Source organism: Klebsiella sp. 18074, assembly GCF_902705905.1.
GTDB lineage: Bacteria > Pseudomonadota > Gammaproteobacteria > Enterobacterales > Enterobacteriaceae > Klebsiella > Klebsiella terrigena.
On record NZ_CACSIS010000002.1, the window covers coordinates 17,316 to 39,303 of the forward strand.

19 protein-coding genes are annotated in these 21,988 nt (G+C 56.7%); 15 read left to right on the forward strand and 4 right to left on the reverse strand.

Annotated features, from left to right (window positions below; genetic code table 11):
- Positions 1-40: 40 nt before the first annotated feature.
- From mreB to tldD, 7 genes are all read left to right on the forward strand, one after another.
- Positions 41-1,084 carry a rod shape-determining protein MreB gene (gene mreB, locus GVK32_RS01675; RefSeq protein ID WP_002918653.1) on the forward strand — a complete coding sequence of 348 codons (1,044 nt, stop codon included), beginning with the start codon at positions 41-43 and terminating at the stop codon, positions 1,082-1,084.
- A 69-nt stretch (positions 1,085-1,153) separates the two neighbouring features.
- Positions 1,154-2,146 carry a rod shape-determining protein MreC gene (mreC, locus tag GVK32_RS01680; protein WP_159864535.1) on the forward strand — a complete coding sequence of 331 codons (993 nt, stop codon included), beginning with the start codon at positions 1,154-1,156 and terminating at the stop codon, positions 2,144-2,146.
- Positions 2,146-2,634, forward strand: coding sequence for a rod shape-determining protein MreD (gene mreD, locus GVK32_RS01685; RefSeq protein ID WP_095100016.1), 489 nt, complete (start codon positions 2,146-2,148; stop codon positions 2,632-2,634). Before mreC ends, mreD begins: the two co-directional genes overlap by 1 nt.
- Positions 2,635-2,641: 7 nt before the next feature.
- Positions 2,642-3,223 (forward strand): nucleoside triphosphate pyrophosphatase, encoded by a 582-nt coding sequence (locus tag GVK32_RS01690; protein ID WP_041147458.1) that lies wholly within the window; start codon positions 2,642-2,644, stop codon positions 3,221-3,223.
- Between the two features lie 2 nt (positions 3,224-3,225).
- Entirely contained in the window at positions 3,226-4,695 is a 1,470-nt protein-coding gene (gene rng / locus GVK32_RS01695) for a ribonuclease G (RefSeq protein ID WP_041147457.1), read from the forward strand.
- Positions 4,696-4,818: 123 nt separating this feature from the next.
- The gene (gene yhdP, locus GVK32_RS01700; protein WP_159864538.1) at positions 4,819-8,619 is read left to right on the forward strand and encodes an AsmA2 domain-containing protein YhdP; all 3,801 of its coding nucleotides are present in this window, start codon (positions 4,819-4,821) and stop codon (positions 8,617-8,619) included.
- A gap of 200 nt (positions 8,620-8,819) precedes the next feature.
- The gene (gene tldD, locus GVK32_RS01705; protein ID WP_159864541.1) at positions 8,820-10,265 is read left to right on the forward strand and encodes a metalloprotease TldD; all 1,446 of its coding nucleotides are present in this window, start codon (positions 8,820-8,822) and stop codon (positions 10,263-10,265) included.
- Between the two features lie 82 nt (positions 10,266-10,347).
- On the opposite strand, the gene aaeR is transcribed toward tldD, so the two are convergent.
- Complete coding sequence (gene aaeR / locus GVK32_RS01710) at positions 10,348-11,277, reverse strand: HTH-type transcriptional activator AaeR (RefSeq protein WP_159864544.1); 930 nt, start codon at positions 11,275-11,277, stop codon at positions 10,348-10,350.
- A 130-nt stretch (positions 11,278-11,407) separates the two neighbouring features.
- Between aaeR and aaeX the strand changes: the two genes are divergently transcribed.
- From aaeX to GVK32_RS01730, 4 genes are all read left to right on the forward strand, one after another.
- Positions 11,408-11,611 (forward strand): p-hydroxybenzoic acid efflux pump operon protein AaeX, encoded by a 204-nt coding sequence (gene aaeX, locus GVK32_RS01715; RefSeq protein WP_004106237.1) that lies wholly within the window; start codon positions 11,408-11,410, stop codon positions 11,609-11,611.
- A 7-nt stretch (positions 11,612-11,618) separates the two neighbouring features.
- A complete protein-coding gene (aaeA, locus tag GVK32_RS01720) occupies positions 11,619-12,551 on the forward strand; it encodes a p-hydroxybenzoic acid efflux pump subunit AaeA (RefSeq protein ID WP_159864547.1) in 933 nt (310 codons plus the stop codon).
- A 5-nt stretch (positions 12,552-12,556) separates the two neighbouring features.
- Positions 12,557-14,524 carry a p-hydroxybenzoic acid efflux pump subunit AaeB gene (aaeB, locus tag GVK32_RS01725; protein ID WP_159864550.1) on the forward strand — a complete coding sequence of 656 codons (1,968 nt, stop codon included), beginning with the start codon at positions 12,557-12,559 and terminating at the stop codon, positions 14,522-14,524.
- Positions 14,525-14,681: 157 nt separating this feature from the next.
- Entirely contained in the window at positions 14,682-14,957 is a 276-nt protein-coding gene (locus tag GVK32_RS01730) for a barstar family protein (protein ID WP_041147450.1), read from the forward strand.
- 49 nt (positions 14,958-15,006) lie between these two features.
- Here GVK32_RS01730 and yhcN-B read toward each other — a convergent pair whose 3' ends face one another.
- From yhcN-B to argR, 3 genes are all read right to left on the reverse strand, one after another.
- A complete protein-coding gene (gene yhcN-B / locus GVK32_RS01735) occupies positions 15,007-15,273 on the reverse strand; it encodes a DUF1471 family stress response protein YhcN-B (RefSeq protein ID WP_045857851.1) in 267 nt (88 codons plus the stop codon).
- Positions 15,274-15,377: 104 nt separating this feature from the next.
- A complete protein-coding gene (gene yhcN / locus GVK32_RS01740; RefSeq protein WP_041147449.1) occupies positions 15,378-15,641 on the reverse strand; it encodes a peroxide/acid stress response protein YhcN in 264 nt (87 codons plus the stop codon).
- A 359-nt stretch (positions 15,642-16,000) separates the two neighbouring features.
- The gene (gene argR / locus GVK32_RS01745) at positions 16,001-16,471 is read right to left on the reverse strand and encodes a transcriptional regulator ArgR (RefSeq protein WP_041147448.1); all 471 of its coding nucleotides are present in this window, start codon (positions 16,469-16,471) and stop codon (positions 16,001-16,003) included.
- 415 nt (positions 16,472-16,886) lie between these two features.
- Here argR and mdh point away from each other — a divergent pair, with 415 nt between their 5' ends.
- The 4 genes from mdh (at position 16,887) to GVK32_RS01765 (ending at position 21,819) form a co-directional block, all read left to right on the forward strand.
- Positions 16,887-17,825: a malate dehydrogenase gene (gene mdh, locus GVK32_RS01750; RefSeq protein WP_159864553.1), complete on the forward strand. Its 939-nt coding sequence runs from the start codon at positions 16,887-16,889 to the stop codon at positions 17,823-17,825.
- Positions 17,826-18,070: 245 nt separating this feature from the next.
- Positions 18,071-18,970, forward strand: coding sequence for a helix-turn-helix domain-containing protein (locus tag GVK32_RS01755; RefSeq protein WP_159864556.1), 900 nt, complete (start codon positions 18,071-18,073; stop codon positions 18,968-18,970).
- On the forward strand, positions 18,967-20,400 hold the full coding sequence (locus GVK32_RS01760; RefSeq protein ID WP_159864559.1) for an arabinose isomerase: 1,434 nt from the start codon (positions 18,967-18,969) through the stop codon (positions 20,398-20,400). Before GVK32_RS01755 ends, GVK32_RS01760 begins: the two co-directional genes overlap by 4 nt.
- An 18-nt stretch (positions 20,401-20,418) precedes the next feature.
- A complete protein-coding gene (locus GVK32_RS01765) occupies positions 20,419-21,819 on the forward strand; it encodes a sugar isomerase (protein WP_159864562.1) in 1,401 nt (466 codons plus the stop codon).
- Positions 21,820-21,988 lie beyond the last annotated feature (169 nt).

The following is a 21,988-nucleotide window of genomic DNA, read 5'->3' on the forward strand; positions in this document are numbered from 1 at the left end:
GATTTGTTTTCCGCCCCAGCTTTCAGGATTATCCCTTAGTATGTTAAAAAAATTTCGTGGCATGTTTTCCAATGACCTGTCCATTGACCTGGGTACCGCGAATACCCTTATCTATGTAAAAGGACAAGGCATCGTATTGAATGAGCCTTCCGTTGTGGCCATTCGCCAGGATCGTGCCGGATCGCCGAAAAGCGTCGCCGCTGTCGGTCATGAAGCGAAGCAGATGCTCGGGCGTACACCGGGCAACATCGCGGCGATTCGCCCGATGAAAGACGGCGTTATCGCCGACTTCTTTGTTACCGAAAAAATGCTGCAACACTTCATCAAACAGGTGCATAGCAACAGCTTCATGCGTCCGAGCCCGCGCGTTCTGGTGTGTGTACCGGTTGGTGCAACCCAGGTTGAGCGTCGAGCCATCCGCGAATCCGCTCAGGGCGCTGGTGCCCGTGAAGTCTTCCTGATCGAAGAGCCGATGGCGGCTGCAATCGGTGCTGGCCTGCCGGTTTCTGAAGCAACCGGTTCGATGGTGGTGGATATCGGCGGCGGTACCACGGAAGTGGCGGTTATCTCCCTGAACGGCGTGGTTTACTCCTCTTCCGTGCGTATCGGCGGTGACCGTTTCGATGAAGCCGTGATTAATTATGTGCGTCGTAACTACGGCTCCCTGATCGGTGAAGCGACCGCAGAACGTATCAAGCATGAAATCGGCTCCGCTTATCCGGGCGATGAAGTGCGTGAAATCGAAGTGCGCGGTCGTAACCTGGCTGAAGGCGTTCCACGCGGCTTCACCCTGAACTCGAACGAAATTCTCGAAGCGCTGCAGGAACCTCTGACCGGCATCGTTAGCGCGGTGATGGTTGCTCTCGAGCAGTGCCCGCCAGAGCTGGCTTCTGATATCTCCGAGCGCGGTATGGTCCTGACCGGCGGCGGCGCGCTGCTGCGTAACCTCGACCGCCTGCTGATGGAAGAGACAGGTATTCCTGTCGTAGTTGCAGAAGATCCACTGACTTGCGTCGCGCGTGGCGGCGGTAAAGCGCTGGAAATGATCGATATGCACGGCGGCGACTTGTTTAGCGAAGAGTAGTCAGCCGAAGGTCTGGGGTGGCTCAAGGGTTGCCCCTGGTCTTAACTGACACGAGAATACGCATAGCCTATGAAGCCAATTTTTAGCCGTGGCCCGTCGCTACAGATTCGCCTTATTCTGGCGGTTCTGGTGGCGCTTGGCGTGATTATCGCCGACAGCCGCCTGGGTACGTTCAGCCAGATTCGAACGTACATGGATACAGCCGTCAGTCCTTTCTACTTTATTTCTAACGGTCCTCGGGAATTGCTGGATAGCGTATCGCAAACGCTGGCCACCCGCGATCAGCTCGAACTGGAAAACCGCGCGCTGCGTCAGGAACTGCTGCTGAAAAACAGCGACCTGCTGATGCTGGGCCAGTACAAGCAGGAGAATGCGCGTCTGCGTGAACTGCTGGGCTCCCCGCTGCGCCAGGATGAGCAAAAAATGGTGACTCAGGTCATCTCAACGGTTAACGATCCCTACAGCGATCAGGTGGTTATCGATAAAGGCAGCGTCAGCGGCGTTTACGAAGGCCAGCCGGTTATCAGCGATAAGGGCGTTGTCGGTCAGGTTGTTGCCGTCGCGAAGATGACCAGCCGCGTGCTGCTTATCTGTGACGCCACCCATGCGCTGCCGATTCAGGTGCTGCGCAACGATATCCGCGTGATTGCCGCCGGTAATGGCTGCACTGACGATCTGCAGCTGGAGCATCTGCCGGCGAATACCGATATTCGCGTCGGCGACGTGCTGGTGACTTCAGGTCTTGGCGGCCGTTTCCCGGAAGGGTATCCGGTGGGCGTGGTCTCTTCCGTCAAGCTGGATACGCAGCGCGCGTATACCGTTATTCAGGCTCGCCCGACCGCGGGCCTGCAGCGTTTGCGCTATCTGCTGCTGCTGTGGGGGGCCGATCGTAACGGCTCCAACCCGATGACCCCGGAAGAGGTTCATCGTGTCGCGAATGAACGTCTGATGCAGATGATGCCGCAGGTTCTGCCCGCGCCGGATGCCGTCGGGCCACAAATGCCGGCTCCCGCAACCGGCCTGACGCCACCCGTTAAACCTCTGCCTGCAGGGGGGCAATAGTGGCAAGCTACCGTAGCCAGGGACGCTGGGTTATCTGGCTCTCGTTTCTTATTGCACTCTTGCTACAGATCATGCCATGGCCGGCGGACATCAGCGTCTTCCGGCCAAACTGGGTATTACTTATCCTACTGTACTGGATCCTCGCGTTACCGCATCGGGTGAACGTCGGCACGGGCTTCGTGATGGGCGCTATCCTCGATCTCATCAGCGGCTCGACGCTGGGCGTTCGCGCGCTATCGTTAAGCATCATCGCTTATCTGGTCGCTTTGAAATATCAGTTGTTCCGTAATCTGGCGCTCTGGCAGCAGGCGCTGGTGGTGATGATGCTCTCCCTCGCGGTGGACATCGTTGTTTTCTGGGCAGAGTTTTTAGTGATCAACGTCTCTTTCCGTCCGGAAGTGTTCTGGAGTAGTGTAGTAAACGGCGTGCTCTGGCCATGGCTATTCCTGCTGATGCGTAAAGTGCGTCAGCAATTTGCGGTGCAATAAGGTTGATATGACAACTCTGTATCTTGCTTCAGGTTCTCCACGTCGACAGGAGCTGTTGACTCAGATGGGGCTCTCCTTCGAGCGCGTGGTTCCCGGTATTGAGGAACGACGCCAGCCGCAGGAGAGCGCTCAGCATTACGTCACTCGCCTGGCGCGTGAAAAAGCGCAGGCCGGCGTCGCGCTGGCATCGCGCGATCTGCCGGTGCTGGGTGCGGATACCATTGTCATTCTTAACGGCGAGGTGCTGGAAAAGCCGCGCGATGCCGGGCATGCCGCAGAGATGCTGCGCATGCTTTCCGGGAAAACGCATCAGGTGATGACCGCGGTTGCCCTGGCGGATAAGCAGCAGGCGCTGGACTGTCTGGTGGTAACGGAGGTGACCTTCCGCCTGCTGAGCGAGCAGGATATCGCCGGCTACGTCGCCAGCGGCGAACCTTTAGATAAAGCAGGTGCATACGGTATTCAAGGGCTGGGTGGCTGTTTTGTCAGGAAGATTAATGGCAGCTATCACGCCGTAGTCGGCTTACCGCTGGTAGAAACGTATGAGTTGCTGAGTAACTTTAACTCACTGCGTGAAGAAAAGGGATAAAGATGACGGCTGAATTATTAGTGAACGTAACGCCATCGGAAACGCGCGTCGCGTACATCGATGGCGGTATTTTGCAGGAAATTCACATTGAGCGCGAAGCGCGGCGTGGGATCGTAGGCAATATCTACAAGGGTCGTGTCAGTCGAGTGCTGCCGGGGATGCAGGCGGCTTTTGTAGATATTGGCCTGGATAAGGCCGCATTTCTGCACGCTTCAGACATCATGCCGCACACCGAGTGCGTCGCCGGGGAAGAGCAAAAGCAGTTCACCGTGCGCGATATTTCCGAGTTGGTCCGTCAGGGCCAGGACCTGATGGTGCAGGTGGTGAAAGACCCCCTTGGTACCAAGGGCGCCCGTCTGACGACCGATATCACCATTCCTTCCCGCTATCTGGTGTTTATGCCAGGAGCCTCGCACGTTGGGGTTTCCCAGCGAATTGAGAGCGAAGCGGAGCGCGAGCGGCTGAAGAAGGTTGTCGCCGACTACTGCGATGAGCAGGGCGGATTTATCATCCGTACGGCGGCGGAAGGCGTACACGAGCAGGAAATGGCCGCCGATGCCGCCTACCTCAAGCGCGTCTGGACGAAGGTCATGGAGAGAAAGAAGCGCCAGCAGACCCGCTATCAAATGTACGGCGAACTGGCGCTGGCACAGCGCGTGCTGCGCGATTTTGCCGACGCCCATCTTGACCGCATTCGCGTCGACTCCCGGCTGACCTACGAATCGCTGCTGGAGTTCACCGCCGAATATATGCCGGAGATGACCAGCAAGCTCGAGCACTACAGCGGCCGTCAGCCGATCTTCGATCTCTTTGACGTGGAGAACGAAATTCAGCGCGCGCTGGAGCGTAAAGTGGAGCTGAAGTCCGGCGGCTATCTGGTTATCGATCAGACCGAAGCGATGACCACCGTTGACATCAACACCGGGGCCTTCGTCGGCCACCGTAATCTTGACGATACCATCTTCAATACCAACATTGAGGCGACCCAGGCGATTGCCCGCCAGCTGCGGCTGCGCAACCTCGGCGGGATTATTATCATTGATTTCATTGATATGAATAATGAAGATCACCGCCGCCGGGTGCTGCATTCTCTGGAGCAGGCGCTGAATAAGGATCGGGTGAAAACCAGCATCAACGGCTTCTCCCAGCTTGGGCTGGTGGAGATGACCCGTAAGCGCACCCGCGAAAGCGTGGAGCACGTGCTGTGTAAGGACTGCCCGACCTGCCACGGTCGCGGCACGGTAAAATCGGTTGAAACGGTGTGTTATGAAATCATGCGCGAGATCGTCCGCGTACATCATGCCTACGACTCCGATCGTTTCCTGGTCTATGCTTCTCCTGCCGTCGCGGAAACCCTGAAAGGGGAAGAGTCCCACGCGCTGGCGGAAGTCGAAATCTTTGTCGGTAAACAGGTCAAAGTGCAAATTGAACCGCTCTATAATCAAGAGCAGTTTGATGTGGTAATGATGTAATCATCTGGTTTGCCCTCGTTCGGCCTCTCGGCCGCGGTGATGCGCCGGCCGGGCGGAACCCGTGAACCCAGCGCTAAGGGGCAGATGAAGGATGAGGTGTAATAGTTTGACAAGGAGAGATGCGTGAGGCGACTGCCCGGGATATTACTGCTCACCGTGGCAACACCGATTGTTGTCATCGCACTGCTGGTGAGCGGTCTGCGTCTCGTGCTGCCGCAGCTGGACGCATGGCGCCCCCAGTTGCTGGAGAAAATCTCCGCGATCTCCGGCTCTCCGGTCGAGGCTTCCCGGCTGAGCGCCAGCTGGGAAACTTTTGGCCCCACGCTGGACGTCCGCGATGTGAAAGCCGGCCTCAAAGACGGCGGCGAGCTGTCGGTTAAACGCGTCACCCTCGCGCTGGATGTATGGCAAAGCCTGCTCCACATGCGCTGGCAGTTTCGCGATCTCACCTTCTGGCAGCTAAAAATCCACACCAACACGCCGATCCAGACCAACGACGGCGGCGAGAGCCTGAAAACCGACCACATCGGCGATCTGTTCCTGCGCCAGTTCGATCACTTTATTCTCCGCGACAGCCACCTGAGCTTCGTGACCCTCTCCGGCCAGCGCGCCGAACTGGCCATTCCGCAGCTCACCTGGCTGAACGGTAAAAATCGTCATCGCGCGGAAGGCGAGCTGAGCCTTTCCAGCCTCAACGGTCAGCACGGGGTGATGAAGGTGCGGATGGATCTGCGCGATGAAAACGGCCTGCTGAACAAGGGCCGCGTATGGCTGCAGGCGGATGATATTGACGTTAAGCCGTGGCTGGGCCGCTGGATGCAGGACAATATCGCCCTGCAGAGCGCGCGTTTTAGCCTTGAAGGCTGGATGACTATCGACAAAGGCGATATCGCCGGCGGCGACGTATGGCTGAAAAAAGGCGGCGCCAGCTGGCAGGGCGATAATCAGCCCCATCGGCTGGTGGTGGATAACCTGACGGCGCACATCTCCCGCGATAAGCAGAGCTGGGGCTTCCGTATCCCCGATACGCGGATCTCTATTGACGGCAAGTCGTGGCCTCGCGGCGCGCTGGCGATGGCGTGGATCCCGGCGCAGGACGTTGGCGGGGATGACCATTCCCGCAGCGACGAGCTGCGCATCCGCGCGAGCAACCTCGAGCTGAACGGTCTGACCGGGCTGCAGCCTTTTGCCGATAAGCTGACACCCGCGCTCGGCGAAATCTGGCGCACCACCCGGCCAAACGGCAAAATTAATCTTCTGGCGCTGGATATCCCGCTGCAGGCGGCGGAAAAATCGCGCTTCCAGGCCAGCTGGAGCGACTTTTCGTGGAAGCAGTGGAAGTTGCTGCCCGGCGCGGAGCACTTCTCCGGCAGCGTCGCCGGAAGCTTAGAGAACGGCTCCCTGCGTGCCAGCATGACGCAGGCGAAAATGCCCTATGAAACGGTATTTCGCGCGCCGCTGGAAATCGCCCAGGGCGACGCGACCCTTAGCTGGGTAAAGAATGAAAAGGGCTTTATGCTCGACGGGCGTAATATTGACGTACAGGCGACCGGCGTGCGCGCCCGGGGCGGCTTCCGCTATTTACAGCCGCAGGGCGATGAACCGTGGCTGGGCATTCTGGCAGGGATCAGCACCAATGACGGCGGCCAGGCGTGGCGCTATTTCCCGGAAAACCTGATGGGCAAAGAGCTGGTGGATTACCTCAGCGGCGCGATTCAAGGCGGCCAGTCCACCGATGCGACGCTGGTTTACGGCGGCAACCCGCACCTGTTCCCCTATCTGCACAACGAAGGCCAGTTCGAGGTTTCCGTACCGCTGACCAACGCCACCTTCGCTTTCCAGCCGGACTGGCCGGCGCTGACCGGTCTGGACATCAACCTCGACTTTATCAACAACGGGCTGTGGATGAAGGCCGATAAGGTCATGCTGGGCAAGGTGACCGCCAGCAACCTTGATGCGGCGATCCCGGACTATTCGCGGGAAAAGCTGCTGATTGACGCCGATATCAACGGTGCGGGCAAAGAGGTTGGTCCTTACTTCAAAGAGACGCCGCTCAAAGAGACGCTGGGCGCCGCGCTTGATGAGCTGCAGCTGGATGGTGGTGTGAGCGCTCGCTTACATCTCGACATTCCGCTGGATGGTGAGCTGACGACCGCCAAAGGCGACGTGAACCTCAAAAATAACAGCTTGTTTATCCAGCCTATCGACGCGACGCTGAACAACCTGAGCGGTAAATTCAGCTTTGTTAACGGCAATCTGAAAAGCGAGAACATGAGCGCCAGCTGGTTTAATCAGCCGCTGAATCTTAATTTCTCCACCACCGAGGGGCAGAAAGCCTTCCTGGTCGATGTGGGAATGAACGCCAGCTGGCAGCCTTCGCGGACCGGCCTGCTGCCGAAAGCTATCGATGAGGCGGTAAGCGGCAGCGTGCCGTGGGACGGTAAGGTGGCGATTGAGCTGCCGTATCGCGGCAGCGCAAGCTATAAGGTCGATATTAACGGCGATCTAAAGAATGTGAGCAGTCGCTTACCTGCACCCGTAGACAAACCAGCCGGCGAAGCGCTGCCGGTGAAAATTAACGTCGCAGGCGGGCTCAGCAGCTTTGATTTGACTGGCTCCATCGGCGCGAAAAACCATATCAACAGCCGCTGGCTGCTGAACCGCAAGCTGACGCTGGATCGGGCGATTTTAACCTCTGACAGCAAGGCAATTTCGCCGCTCCCCGAACAGGCTGGCGTAGAGCTCAACATGCCGCCTATGGACGGCGCGCAGTGGCTGGCCCTGTTCCAGGGCGGTGCGGCCAATGAAGTCAGCAGCAATATCATCTTCCCCGAGCGGGTGACCCTGCGGACGCCGTCGCTGACCTTCGCCGGGCAAAGCTGGAATAACGTCAGCCTTGTCTCCCGCCCGGAGGCCGGTGGTTCGAAGGTTGAAGCGCAGGGCCGGGAAATTAACGCTTCCCTGACCATGCGCCAAAACGCCCCGTGGCTGGCGGCCATTCGCTACCTCTATTACAACCCGACCGCCGCGCAGAAGAGCGATGCGGCGCCGGGCGGCAGCAATCCTTTTGCCGATAGCCGAATCGATTTCCGCGGCTGGCCGGATCTCCAGCTGCGCTGCGCGGAGTGCTGGCTGTGGGGGCAAAAATACGGGCGTATCGACGGCGACTTCGCGATTAGCGGCGATACGCTAACTCTCGCCAACGGGCTGGTGGATACCGGTTTCGGCCGTCTGACCGCCGATGGCGTGTGGGTCAATGCGGCAAGCGGCGTACGAACCTCGTTGAAAGGTAAGCTTCACGGCAATAAAACGGACGCTTTCGTCGGCTTCTTTGGTGTCTCAACGCCGGTGAAAGGCTCGTCGTTTGATGTCGACTACGATCTGCACTGGCGCGCGCCGCCGTGGCAGCCGGACGTGGCCTCGCTTAACGGGGTGCTGAAAAGCCACCTTGGAAAAGGCGAGTTTACCGACATTAGCACCGGTCACGCCGGGCAGCTCCTGCGTCTGCTGAGCGTGGATGCGCTGCTGCGCAAGCTGCGCTTCGACTTCAGCGACACCTTCAGCGAAGGGTTCTGGTTCGATTCGATCCGCAGTACCGCATGGATTAAAGATGGCGTGCTCAATACCGATGATACGCTGGTTGACGGCCTTGAAGCGGATATTGCGATGAGAGGCTCGGTGGATCTCGTGCGCCGCCAGCTGGACCTGCAGGCCGTGGTGGCGCCAGAAATCTCGGTGACCGTTGGCGTGGCAACGGCGTTCGTTATTAACCCGATTGTCGGGGCCGCGGTGTTTGCCGCCAGCAAGGTGCTGGGGCCGCTGTGGAATAAGGTTTCTATTTTGCGCTATCGCATCACCGGTCCTATCGATCAGCCGCAAATCAATGAAGTGCTGCGCCAGGCGCGCAGCGAGAAAAAGCAATGATTTGACGATTGCGGGGAATTATCGCACTCTCAATATATAGCGTTCTATACCCGTTATATTTCAAACTGCAGATGCGTTGGCTACGCCTGTTCACCTCGGAGCTAAGCTGCCGGGGTTGGTTAGCTGCCGCCTTTCTGCAACCTGAACGATTATGGGTACCTATTTCCGCCTGACAGGCGGCAACAAACGAGTAGCAAACGATGAGTCTGAACCTGGTAAGTGAACAATTACTGTCGGCAAACGGCCTGAGCCATCAGGACCTTTTTGCCATTCTTGGCCAGCTGGCCGAGCGCCGTCTTGATTACGGCGACCTCTATTTTCAGTCGAGCTATCACGAATCCTGGGTTCTGGAAGACAGCATCATCAAAGATGGTTCGTATAATATCGACCAGGGCGTCGGCGTTCGCGCGGTAAGCGGCGAAAAGACCGGCTTCGCCTATGCTGACCAAATCAGCCTGCTGGCGCTGGAGCAAAGCGCGCAGGCGGCGCGTACTATCGTGCGCGACAGCGGCGACGGTAAGGTTCGCACTCTTGGCGCGGTGGAGTATAGCCCTCTGTATGCCAGCATCGATCCGCTGCAAAGCATGAGCCGCGAAGAGAAGCTGGATATTCTGCGTCGCGTAGACAAAGCGGCGCGGGCCGCCGATAAGCGCGTGCAGGAAGTGTCTGCCAGCCTCAGCGGCGTGTATGAACTGATTCTGGTTGCGGCGACCGACGGCACGCTGGCGGCGGACGTTCGACCGCTGGTCCGCCTTTCCGTCAGCGTGCTGGTGGAAGATGATGGCAAACGCGAGCGCGGCTCCAGCGGCGGCGGCGGACGTTTCGGCTACGACTATTTTCTCGGCAGCGAAGAGGGCGAAGTTCGCGCTGACGCCTGGGCAAGAGAGGCCGTGCGCATGGCGCTGGTGAACTTGTCAGCCGTTGCGGCTCCGGCCGGTATGTTGCCGGTGGTACTCGGCGCCGGTTGGCCTGGCGTGTTACTGCATGAAGCGGTAGGCCACGGTCTGGAAGGCGACTTTAACCGTCGCGGGACGTCGGTGTTCAGCGGCCATATGGGCGAGCTGGTGGCGTCAGAACTCTGTACCGTGGTCGATGACGGCACCATCGCCGATCGCCGCGGTTCGCTGGCTGTCGATGACGAGGGCACGCCGGGTCAATATAACGTGTTGATCGAGAACGGTATCCTCAAAGGCTATATGCAGGACAAGCTCAACGCCCGCCTGATGGGCGTCGCGCCTACCGGTAACGGCCGTCGCGAATCCTACGCGCATCTGCCGATGCCGCGTATGACCAACACCTACATGCTGGCGGGTAAATCGACGCCGCAGGAGATTATCGAATCGGTTGATTACGGTATCTTTGCGCCAAACTTCGGCGGTGGCCAGGTGGATATTACCTCCGGTAAATTTGTGTTCTCCACCTCTGAAGCCTACCTGATCGAAAAAGGGAAGGTTACTAAAGCGGTGAAGGGGGCGACTCTTATCGGCTCCGGAATTGAAGCCATGCAGCAGATTTCGATGGTCGGTAATGACCTGAAACTGGATAGTGGCGTCGGCGTTTGTGGTAAAGAAGGCCAGAGCGTGCCGGTGGGCGTTGGCCAGCCGACGCTAAAGGTCGATAAGCTCACCGTCGGCGGAACCGCCTGAGTGTCGTCACTGCGCTTCCGCTTCGTGCGGAGGCGCAACCTGCCCCTTGATTCCCAGTCACTTCACCTTTCTGTTGTTCGCGCTAGCGGGCGATTCCGCGGCCGTGCATGCCCTGATAAATTTTCGCCACTTCGACAAAATACTCGGTCAGCGAGTTTATACACACCTGAACCTTCAGCGGCAGTTTGTCTTTTTCGGTATACACCGCATACACCGGGCGAGGATCGGACTGGTAGCTGGGTAACAGGATCTCCAGCTCGCCACGGTTGATCTCCTCGATCGCCCACATCAGCGGCACATAGGCCACCCCGACGCCGGCGGTCAGCCAGCGTACCAGGGTCATCGGATCGTTAGTGACAAAGCGGCCCTGCGGGATCAGTTTGGTGGAGAGCCCTTCCGGGGCGATAATTTCGAACTCATTATCCGGGCGCACGCTGTACTCAAGCCATGAGTGGCTGGCGAGATCGGCAGGTTTTTCCGGGATCCCCGCCTGTTGCAGATAGCTTTTCGCCGCGCAGAGCACCATCGGCATTGAGCCAAGGCGCCGCGAAAAGAGACTGGAATCCTGCAACGCTCCGACGCGGATCACCACATCCAGGCCATCGGCGATCAGATCCGGAGCCGGGATACCGGTGACCAGGTTGACTGATAAACCCGGGTACTCTTTCAACATACCAGCAGTAATGTGGGCGAGGACATTCTGTGCCATAGTTGAAGAGCAGCCAACGCGCAGCGTACCGATAGGCGTATTGTTAAATGCGTAGAGCTGCTCGTGGACATCACGGGCTTCGAACAGCATCCGGCGGCAACCCTGGTAATAAATCTTACCGGCTTCCGTTAAGGCCAGGCTGCGCGTGCTGCGGTTTAACAGCTTCACCTGTAGCTCATCTTCCAGTTTAGAGACTGTCTGGCTGATGGAAGATACACTCATCTGAAGCTGCTGTGCCGTGGCGGTAAATGAACCCAGTTCAACCACTTTGGCAAAAACGGACATGCGTTTTAATCGTTCCATTATTCACTCTGACTTAAAAGTGATTTAGATCACATAATATAGATCATGCTGCAATGGTTACGTTACTATATTGTTAGCTTAATAATAAACGCTTCACGCTACCACCTGTACGCTTCTTATCAAGGTCATCATGAGTCTGTTTCCTGTCATCGTGATTTTCGGCTTGTCATTTCCGCCGATCTTCTTTGAGTTGCTATTATCGCTGGCCGTTTTCTGGCTGGTGCATCGGCTGCTGGTTCCCACCGGCATCTATGATTTTGTCTGGCATCCTGCACTTTTTAATACCGCGTTGTATTGCTGTCTTTTTTATCTGATATCGCGTTTGTTCGTTTGAGGTCGATGTGAAAACACTAACAAGAAATATCTTCCGTACCGCAATCACTGTGATACTGGTTATCCTGGCGTTTGTCGCGATTTTTCGCGCCTGGGTCTATTACACTGCCTCTCCCTGGACGCGTGATGCACGCTTTAGTGCCGATATCGTGGCCATCGCACCTGATGTGTCAGGGCTGATTTCAAAGGTAAATATCAAGGATAACCAGCTGGTTAAGAAAGACCAGATATTGTTTGTGATCGACCAGCCGCGTTACCAGAAAGCCCTCGCCGAAGCGCAGGCCGACGTCTCCTACTACCAGACGCTGGCTCAGGAAAAGCGTGTTGAAGCTGGCCGTCGTAACCGACTGGGCGTGCAGGCCATGTCCCGTGAAGAGATTGACCAGGCCAACAACGTCTTACAAACGGTAGAGCATCAGCTGGCGAAAGCGGTCGCTACCCGCGATCTGGCGGCACTCGATCTTGAACGTACAGTGGTGCGCGCGCCGGCCGATGGCTGGGTGACCAACCTCAACGTCTACAACGGCGAATTTATTACCCGCGGCTCTACCGCTGTGGCACTGGTTAAACAAAACACTTTCTACGTGGTGGCCTATCTCGAAGAGACCAAGCTGGAAGGTGTGCGCCAGGGTTACCGCGCGGAAATTACCCCGCTGGGCAGCAGCCTGTCCATTAAAGGGACGGTAGACAGTATTGCCGCCGGGGTGACCAACGCCAGCAGCAGCGTCGATGCGAAAGGGATGGCCTCTGTGGATTCCAACCTCGAATGGGTGCGCCTGGCACAGCGTGTTCCGGTGCGTATTCGTCTCGACAAGCAGCAGGGCAATCTGTGGCCAGCCGGAACGACCGCAACGGTGGTGATTACCGGTAAGGAAGACCGCGATACCAGCCAGGCTAACTTCTTCCAGAAACTGGCGATGCGCCTGCGTGAGTTTGGTTAATCGCCATGGGCATTTTCACCATTGCATCCCGGCACCTTCGCTTCGCGATTAAACTAGCTTGTGCGGTCGTACTGGCGTTGTTTGTCGGTTTCCACTTTCAGCTGGAAACTCCACGCTGGGCGGTGCTGACTGCGGCGATTGTGACCGCCGGCCCCGCATTTGCCGCCGGGGGGGAACCATACTCTGGTGCTATCCGCTATCGCGGCATGCTGCGTATTGCCGGGACCTTTATCGGCTGTATCGCCGCCCTGACGATTATTATTTTGATGATTCGCGCACCGCTGCTGATGATGCTGGTGTGCTGCCTGTGGGCGGGATTTTGTACCTGGATCTCCTCGCTGGTGCGGGTTGAAAACTCCTACGCCTGGGGGTTGGCGGGCTATACCGCACTTATCATTATCATCACCATCCACACCGACCCGATGCTGGCACCGCAGTTTGCCGTTGAACGATGCAGCGAGATTGTCGTGGGTATTGTCAGCGCGATCATCGCTGACCTGCTATTTTCCCCGCGTTCGATTAAGAAAGAGATCGATCTCGAGCTGGATAACCTGCTAGTCGATCAGTACCGGCTGATGCAACTGTGCGTGGCACATGGCGACAGCGAAGTGGTCGATAAAGCCTGGGGGGCGCTGGTGCGCCGGACCAGCGCGCTGGAAGGGATGCGCAGTAACTTGATTATGGAGTCATCGCGCTGGGCGAAGGTCAACCAGCGGCTGAAGGCAATCAATACTATCTCGTTAACGCTGATTACCCAGGCCTGTGAAACCTACCTTATCCAGAACTCGCGCCCGGAAATGGTGACCGATGATTATCGTGAGCTGTTTGCCGAACCGGTAGAGAGCGTGCAGGATGTCCACCGACAGCTGAAAAGAATGCGTCGCTTTCTGACCTGGAAAGGGGAACACAATACACCGGTGACGATTTACAGCTGGGTTGGCGCCGCGACGCGTTATCTGCTGTTAAAAAGGGGCGTGGTCGGCAATACCAAAATTAGCCGCATTGAAGATGAGGTGCTGCGGGGCGAAGTGGTCATGAAGGCCGAGTCAGCCGAGCGCCACCATGCGATGGTGAACTTCTGGCGTACCTCTATTTCCTGCATTTTGGGCACGCTGTTCTGGCTGTGGACCGGCTGGACCTCCGGTAGCGGGGCGATGGTGATGATTGCGGTGGTCACGTCGTTGGCCATGCGTCTGCCTAATCCGAGAATGGTGGCAATTGACTTCCTGTATGGCACGTTGGCCGCTTTACCGCTCGGGGCGCTGTTCTTCCTGGTAATTATGCCCGCCACGCAGCAAAGTATGTTGTTGTTGTGTCTCAGCCTGGCGGCCATGGCATTCTTCATTGGTATTGAAGTCCAAAAACGGCGGCTGGGGTCGCTGGGGGCGCTGGCGAGCACCATCAACATACTGGTGCTGGATAACCCGATGCAGTTTCAATTCAGCCAGTTCCTTGACAGCGCGTTAGGCCAGATAGTCGGCTGTTTCCTCGCGCTGATGGTTATCCTGCTGGTGCGGGATAATTCGCGGGCGCGCACCGGGCGCGTGCTGCTCAATCAGTTTGTCTCGGCGGCGGTGTCATCGCTGACGACCAACACCGCGCGGCGCAAAGAGAACCATCTGCCCGCGCTGTACCAGCAGCTGTTCCTGTTGTTGAATAAATTCCCCGGGGATATAGCTCGCTTTCGCCTGGCGTTAACGCTGATTATCGCCCATCAACGCCTGCGCGATGCGCCGGTGCCGGTTAACGACGATCTGTCGGCATACCATCGCCAGCTGCGCCGCACTGCGGATCATGTTATCTCCGCAGGCAATGACGACAAGCGTCGACGCTACTTCTCCCGCCTGCTCGACGAGCTGGATATTTATCAGGAGAAGCTACGGCTCTGGGAAGCCTCGCCGCAGGTGACGGAGCCGGTTCGACGGCTGGTGGAGATGCTGCGTAAGTATCAGCATGTGCTGACAAATAGCTAAAGACTAAAAACCGACGCCTGAAGCGTCGGTTTTTTTATCGCTATACTTATTCATCAACGGTACCCCTTCGATTGAGAAATATAAGGATGGTAAAGCGACCGTCCGGCGGTATGGTATTTAGCGGGGAATGGCTGCGGATTTTAAGCGGGGGCGGGCGATGACGGTCTACACGTTTGATTTCGATGATATAGCGGAACAGCAGGATTTCTATCGCGAGTTTTCACGCGTCTTTGAGCTGGGTCGGGAGAGAGTAAACAACCTGGATTCGCTCTGGGAAGCGACCACCGGCGGTCTGCTGCCGCTACCGCTGGAGATTGAGTTTATTCACTTGAGCGATAAGCAGCGACGGCGCTTTGGCGCGTTGATTCTGCTGTTTGATGAAGCGGAAGAAGAGCTGGAAGGGGAACTACGTTTTAATGCCAGACAGGCATAAAAAAGCCCCCGACAGGCGGGGGCAAGTCGTCGGATAAGACGACGAGGGTTTATTTGTACAACTCAGCCGTAGCGTGCCAGCTGTCGCCGGTACGGGCTTCAATAATACGGTAGCTGCTGGCGCCTTCTTTAGCGGCTTTCGCCGCCAGTTCCTGGCGCATATCCATCGGTGCGCTGCCTACCTGCGAGACAGAAACGGTGCCCATGGACTGTAGGTTTTGAGCCTGTTCGGCATTGACCTGCTGTACGGCGGCGCTTGCGCCGAAGGAGAGTACGGAAGCCAGGCCCAGGGATGCGATGATCATTGCAGTTTTCATAATTTTTACTCCAACCATGTTGATTGCAGCGGCGGGAGGTTTGCGATGTACCTGGGCCGCTGGAGATATTCTGTATTCAGTTAATAACCGACTGTCGTTAACGCTTATTTATAAAGTTCTGCCGTTGCGTGCCAGTGATCACCGGTGCGCGCTTCGATAATGCGATAGGAAGAAGCCCCTTCCTCCTGCGCTTTTTTGTTCAGCATTTCGTGCATATCCATCGGTGAAGCACTTACCGCGCCGACGGAAACGGTGCCGATTGACTGACGGCCTTGAGCCTGATCGCTGTTGATTGAATCAGCGGCGAAAGCGCCAAAAGAGAGAACGGACAGGATACTGAGTGCAGCTACGGTTGTTTTGATTTTCATGATGTTCACCTCGTCGAATCTTTTTATTGAGGGCTCTTTGTTTCGTGACCCTCATCACAAAATCAAGTATACACTAATCACCAAAAATATTAATACCGTGCTAATTGTTTTGAGTGTAAATAATTACATAGAAATGTCTTTTTTATAACGTATAAGAATTAGAAATGTCATTTATTAGCCGCAGGTACCCGCTATTTCTAATAAAATCATATGGATGGATGTATTTGATGTTTTGTGCGTTTTCGGTCCATTCATTCAGTAAAGGAATGTATAGGCGTGAAAAACCACACTAAATGTTAAAAAAATGCTGCATTTTTTTAAGGACCCTCCGGCGGCAGCCAGAGGGTGAGGGAGAGGGCTTAGAGTTCTTGCTCAAATAGGACCAGAATCGCGTCGTGTAGATCTTTGACGGTAAAGCCTCTGGCCGGGGTGGTAAAGATGGTGTCATCGCCGGCAATACTGCCGAGGATGCCTTCCGCTTTACCCAGGGAATCGAGAAGACGCGCGATGAGCTGCGCTGCGCCTGGGCTGGTATGGATAACCACGACGGCGTCGTTATAGTCGATGTCCAGTACCAGGTTTTTCAGCGGGCTGGACGTCGTCGGAACGCCAAGCTCGGCAGGCAGACAGTAGACCATTTCCATTTTGGCATTGCGGGTGCGTACCGCGCCAAATTTTGTGAGCATGCGCGAGACTTTCGATTGGTTGATATTATCGAAACCTTCTTCCTGCAGCGCCTGGACGATTTCACCTTGAGAGCTGAATTTTTCTTCTTTAAGCAGCAGTTTAAATGCTTTAACCAGTTCTTCTTGTTTTGCCGAACTTCGCATAAGTCACCCAGATTATGGTGGTAAAAACAACATCATTATGCATAATCATGAATTTTTATGCAAATAATCCGCAAGGGGATAAAGTAAATAATGTTATGAAGGGGGCATATTTTAGCAAATAACCCTGCTAAGGAACATGCCTTCATCACGGGGCGTAAATAGCTGTAAAAGTAAATTAAATGTTATGAGATTGGTGTTGTTTTGCCGAACAAGCTGGGTGTATTGTAACCACTAGTCGGTCCGGTACTACGCTTTGCTGGATGGCCAGTCTCAGGGATGAAAATGCGAAGCGGATGCATCGCTGCGCACCAGAACGCATTCTTCAACCATACTTATTGTAATTGTTCATCTTGTGAATTAAGGTCCAGGCGACGGAGTAACGAAAGACTATATTAACCATAATAAGGAGTTTAGGATGAAAGTTGCAGTCCTCGGCGCCGCTGGTGGAATCGGCCAGGCGCTTGCCCTACTACTTAAGACCCAACTGCCTTCAGGTTCAGAACTCTCGTTGTACGACATTGCTCCGGTAACCCCGGGCGTGGCGGTTGATCTTAGCCATATCCCTACCGATGTAAAAATCAAAGGTTTCTCCGGTGAAGACGCAACCCCGGCGCTCGAAGGCGCTGATGTGGTGCTGATTTCCGCTGGCGTTGCGCGCAAGCCAGGAATGGATCGCTCCGATTTATTTAACGTTAACGCCGGTATCGTGAAAAATCTGGTTCAGCAGATTGCCAAAACCAGCCCGCAGGCCTGCATCGGTATTATTACCAACCCGGTGAACACGACGGTGGCCATTGCGGCAGAAGTGCTGAAAAAAGCCGGCGTTTACGATAAGAACAAGCTGTTTGGCGTCACCACGCTGGACATTATCCGCTCTAATACCTTTGTCGCGGAGCTGAAAAGTAAATCCTCATCTGATGTCGAAGTGCCGGTGATTGGCGGCCACTCTGGCGTCACTATCCTGCCGTTACTGTCACAGATTGCTGGCGTAAGCTTCAGCGAACAAGAGGTGGCAGACCTGACGAAACGTATTCAAAACGCCGGTACCGAAGTCGTTGAGGCCAAAGCCGGTGGCGGATCGGCAACCCTCTCTATGGGCCAGGCTGCAGCGCGTTTCGGCCTCTCGCTGGTCCGCGCGATGCAGGGCGAGAAGGGCGTGGTGGAATGCGCCTATGTTGAAGGCGACGGCCAGTACGCACGCTTCTTCTCACAGCCGCTGCTGTTGGGCAAAAATGGTGTAGAAGAGCGCCGTTCGATTGGCACGCTCAGCGCGTTTGAACAACAGGCGCTGGAAGGTATGCTCGATACGCTGAAGAAAGATATCGCCCTGGGCGAAGATTTCGTTAATAAGTAACCGTGCTGATTTGTGAATGATATAAACGAGCGGGCAGCCTTGCCCGCTCGCTGTTTTAAAGCCTCTGCTGGCCCACTCGCCTTTAATTGTTATCAAAATGTGATCGCCTCTGCAACTTCTGCAATCCCTTCCTGATTCTTGATTTTTTGGTCACGCTACGAGCGAATTTCCACCCGGCTCTTAAGGCGGCGCGGCTTTTGGCTGGCTTATATTGATTCCACCTTGCCGCCATCACCGGGAAAAACATGACCTCCTTAATGCTAAAGCGCAGTGATTACTTCGCGAGTGCCGCCCATCCGGTGGCGGTAGAGCACCGTTGTCCGCAGGATATCTTTCCTTTGCATCGCCATGATTTTGATGAAATTGTTATCGTCTGGCGCGGTAATGGACTACATATCTGGAACGGGCTGCCGTATCGCATTACCTACGGCGACGTGCTGTACGTGACCCAGCAGGATAGCCATTACTATCAGTCGGTCGATAACCTCGAGCTGGGCAACATTCTCTTTTGCCGCGACCGCCTGCGCCTGGGCACCGACTGGCACAACCTGCTGCCCGGCACGGAAACCCACCAGCAGAGCCGCAGCTGGCGATTGACCCGGGAGTCGCTGGCGTTGATTCGCCAGCACGTCGAGCGCCTCGCTGCGGAGTGCAGCAAGCGGGATCCCCTCTCTTTACGCCTGACCGAGTCGATATTTCTCGAACTGGTACTTTTGCTAATACGCCACCGCTACGCGCCGGACAAGCTGGCTTCTCGCGCCCGTCAGGATATCGATCTGGTCATTGCCAGCCTCGGCTCGCGGCTGAATGAGAAATTTGAGCTGGAATCCCTCTGCGCGCAGCACCAGCTCTCTCCGCGTTCGGTACGCGACGCTTTCAAACAGATAACTGGTATGACCATCAGCCGCTACCAGATGCAGCGCCGCCTGTGCCGCGCCATTACGCTGCTCGGCACCAGTGAACTCTCCATTGCAGAAGTGGCGGCGGTGAGCGGATTTAGCGACAGCAACTACTTCTCGGTCATCTTTCAGAAAAGCTTTAACCAGTCCCCCAGCCACTGCCGGCGAGCGCTGCAGGAGCGGGGCCCGGGACGCGGTCATTTTCCTCTCTCAGACGATTTATCCTCATCAGGAGATAACCTATGAACACACCCGTCGTGCTTAATGCCGCGCTGTTTGGTATCGGGCTCAATACCTACTGGCCACAGTTCAGCGGCCTTGAGCAGCGCCTGCTGGGCTATCTGCAGGAGATTGAAGGGCAGCTCTGCGCGCCGTCGCTCGATATCATCAACGGCGGGCTGGTCGATTCGCTGGAGAAAAGTGATGCGCTGGCCCGGCGCCTCAGGCAGTTTTCACCGGACGTCATCGTGATCGCCATCAGCACCTACGCCCTGAGCTCGACGGTGCTGCCGCTGGTGCAGCAGTTCAACGTGCCGGTGCTGATCCTCGCTCTCCAGCCCGAGCGCTCCCTGCCGTATAGCGTGATTCGCGACCTGCCCGATCGCGGGGCGCGCACCGGCGAGTGGCTGGCGCATTGCCAGGCGTGCAGCGCGCCGGAACTGGCGAACGTGTTTAATCGTGCCGGGATCCGCTGGGAAATGATCGTCGGGGCGCTGCATAACGATCCTCACGTCTGGCGTGAAACCAGCGCCTGGCTGACGGCGCTAACCTTGAAAAAGCAGCTGGCGCAGACGCAGATTGGCGTGCTGGGCCACTACTACAACGGCATGTACGACGTCTATTCCAACATGACGAACCTCTCGGCAAAGCTGGGCGTGCGCTTCCAGCCGCTGGAGATGTGCGAGCTGCTGAGCTGGCGCGAGCAGGTTTCCGCCAGGCAGATGGAAGAGAAGCAGCGGGAAATAAAGGAAAAGCTGGTCATTGATGACAGCTGCGATGAGCGGGAGCTGCTGCGAGCAACGCACACCGCCGTCGCCCTCGACGGCCTGGTCCGGGAAAACAAACTGCACGCGCTGGCTTACTACTACGAAGGCACGCCGGGCAGCGCCCATGAAAATATCGTCACCTCACTGATTCTGGGCAACACGCTGCTCACCGGACGCGATATTCCGGTCGCCGGGGAGTACGAAGTCAAGAATGTCATCGCGATGAAAATTCTCTCGCTGCTGGGGGCCGGTGGCTCGTTTGCTGAACCTTACGGCATTGATTTTGATGATGATGTTGTGCTGTGGGGGCACGATGGTCCGGCCCATCCGGCCATGGCGGAAGGGGAGGTGCGTCTTGTTCCTTTGCCGGTTTATCACGGCAAGCCCGGTAAGGGGGTCTCTATCCAAATGAGCGTACGCAACGGGCCGGTCACCTTTCTGTCGGTGGTAGAAGACGTCAATAACCGGGTGATTTTGCAGTACGCCGAAGGGGAGTCGTTGGAAGGTGAAGTGCTGGATATCGGCAATACCAACAGCCGCTACCGCTTCGCCTGCGGCGCCCGGGCCTTCACCGAAAGCTGGTCGCGCGGCGGGGCTGCTCACCACTGCGCCATCGGCATCGGACACCACGGTGCAACGCTTGAAAAGCTTGCCGGCCTGCTCGGCGTGACGGCAACCCGTATTGTATAACCGCAAAGGAGAACCTGTATGAGTGCAAAAATTGGTATTTTCGCCATCGGCCTTGAGGCGTACTGGCCGCAGTTTTCGGGCATGAAAGAGCGGCTGATGGAGCATCATCATCGGCTGCTGGAAAAATTTTCGCTGCGTGACGTCGTTGCGGTGGGGATGGTGGACAACCCGGCAAGGGCGCGGGAGGCGGGGCTGCGCTTTCAGGCGGAAGACGTCGATATTATCTTCTGTCACCTGACGACCTACGCTTCGTCAGAGTCCCTGCTGCCGGTCGTGCGCGCGCTGGGCAACGTGACGCTGGTGCTGCTGAACGTGCAGTCGGTCCCCGCGCTGGATCTGGACAACACCCTGACTATCGACGACTGGCTGGGCAAAGGCTGTACCTGCGCCGGGCTGCCGGAAATGACCGCCGTGCTGCGCCGTTTCGAGCATCCTTTTGCGGTGGTTTCCGGCTATCTTGAGGGAGATACGATCCTCGATGAGAAGATTAGCCAGTGGTGCGACGCGGCCAACGCCTGCCGCCGCCTGAAGACCGGGAATATCGGCATTCTTGGCCGCCCTTATCCGGGGATGATGGATCTCAACGTTGATGAGACGCAGATTTTCCGCACTTTCGGCAGCTACGTGAAGCACCTTAACTGGGAAGAGATCGCGGCCAATATTGCTCGCGGCTTTAACCAGGACGACATCGAGCGGGTGGGACGGGAGGTGAAAGAGGTTTTCCGCCTGCCGGAGGATCTGGATGAGCAGCATCTGACCTCAATGATTGAGGTCTATCTGGCTACCCGCAGGCTGGTTGATGAGCACCGGCTGATTGCGCTTTCGAACCATTTCGAGGTGCAGCCCAGCGGCTATATGCACCAGATCATCTCCGCATCGAACCCGGTCTTTTCTATGCTGACCCAGCAGGGGATTGCCTGCCCGGTAGAGGCCGACATCAAAACAGCGATCGCGCTGACGCTGATGAAATCCCTGGCCGGCAGCGCGACGCTGACCGAGCTTTACTCGATGGATTTTAATCAGGATCTTTGTATTGTCGGGCACAGCGGGGCGGGCGATCCTGACATCGCCGATGAAAAATCCCTGCTCAAAATGAGCCCGGTCTTCCACGGCAAGCCGGGCAGCGGTTTTCTGACGCAGTTTACCCCGGCCACCGGTCCGGTAACCCTGGCTTCAGTGACTCAGGGGGCCGACGGACAGTACATGCTGGTGCTGGCCGAGGGCGAGCTGGTGGAAGGCAGAACGCTGCAGCTTGGGGATACCAACGCCCTGTTCCGTTTCCGCAAAGGGCTGCGCGCTTTTGTGGATGACTGGTCCGCCCGCGGCCCGACCCATCACTGCGCCATGGGGCGGGGATACCACGCCCAGGCGTTTCATAAACTTGGGCAGCTTCTGAAGATCCCTGTCCACGAGGTGTGATCTTTAGCGCGCAGGATCGTTCCGATCCGATTGCCGTAGCGCGCGGTACGACCTGTGGGAAGCCCGCTTTCTCCCATTTAATCCTTACTTTTTGTGATACCCGCTATCGCCTGGCCTCCCTTTGCCGAAATTTGGCCCAGGGAGCCTGACTATTCTCTTGTGAGGTTAA

Excerpts from the sequence above, each read along its gene's own strand:
- mreB (WP_002918653.1), top strand. The coding sequence starts at position 41 with ATGTTAAAAAAATTTCGTGGCATGTTTTCCAATGACCTGTCCATTGAC.
- mreC (WP_159864535.1), top strand. The coding sequence starts at position 1,154 with ATGAAGCCAATTTTTAGCCGTGGCCCGTCGCTACAGATTCGCCTTATT.
- GVK32_RS01690 (WP_041147458.1), top strand. The coding sequence starts at position 2,642 with ATGACAACTCTGTATCTTGCTTCAGGTTCTCCACGTCGACAGGAGCTG.
- rng (WP_041147457.1), top strand. The coding sequence starts at position 3,226 with ATGACGGCTGAATTATTAGTGAACGTAACGCCATCGGAAACGCGCGTC.
- tldD (WP_159864541.1), top strand. The coding sequence starts at position 8,820 with ATGAGTCTGAACCTGGTAAGTGAACAATTACTGTCGGCAAACGGCCTG.
- aaeR (WP_159864544.1), bottom strand. The coding sequence starts at position 11,277 with ATGGAACGATTAAAACGCATGTCCGTTTTTGCCAAAGTGGTTGAACTG.
- aaeX (WP_004106237.1), top strand. The coding sequence starts at position 11,408 with ATGAGTCTGTTTCCTGTCATCGTGATTTTCGGCTTGTCATTTCCGCCG.
- aaeB (WP_159864550.1), top strand. The coding sequence starts at position 12,557 with ATGGGCATTTTCACCATTGCATCCCGGCACCTTCGCTTCGCGATTAAA.
- GVK32_RS01730 (WP_041147450.1), top strand. The coding sequence starts at position 14,682 with ATGACGGTCTACACGTTTGATTTCGATGATATAGCGGAACAGCAGGAT.
- yhcN-B (WP_045857851.1), bottom strand. The coding sequence starts at position 15,273 with ATGAAAACTGCAATGATCATCGCATCCCTGGGCCTGGCTTCCGTACTC.
- yhcN (WP_041147449.1), bottom strand. The coding sequence starts at position 15,641 with ATGAAAATCAAAACAACCGTAGCTGCACTCAGTATCCTGTCCGTTCTC.
- argR (WP_041147448.1), bottom strand. The coding sequence starts at position 16,471 with ATGCGAAGTTCGGCAAAACAAGAAGAACTGGTTAAAGCATTTAAACTG.
- mdh (WP_159864553.1), top strand. The coding sequence starts at position 16,887 with ATGAAAGTTGCAGTCCTCGGCGCCGCTGGTGGAATCGGCCAGGCGCTT.
- GVK32_RS01755 (WP_159864556.1), top strand. The coding sequence starts at position 18,071 with ATGACCTCCTTAATGCTAAAGCGCAGTGATTACTTCGCGAGTGCCGCC.
- GVK32_RS01760 (WP_159864559.1), top strand. The coding sequence starts at position 18,967 with ATGAACACACCCGTCGTGCTTAATGCCGCGCTGTTTGGTATCGGGCTC.
- GVK32_RS01765 (WP_159864562.1), top strand. The coding sequence starts at position 20,419 with ATGAGTGCAAAAATTGGTATTTTCGCCATCGGCCTTGAGGCGTACTGG.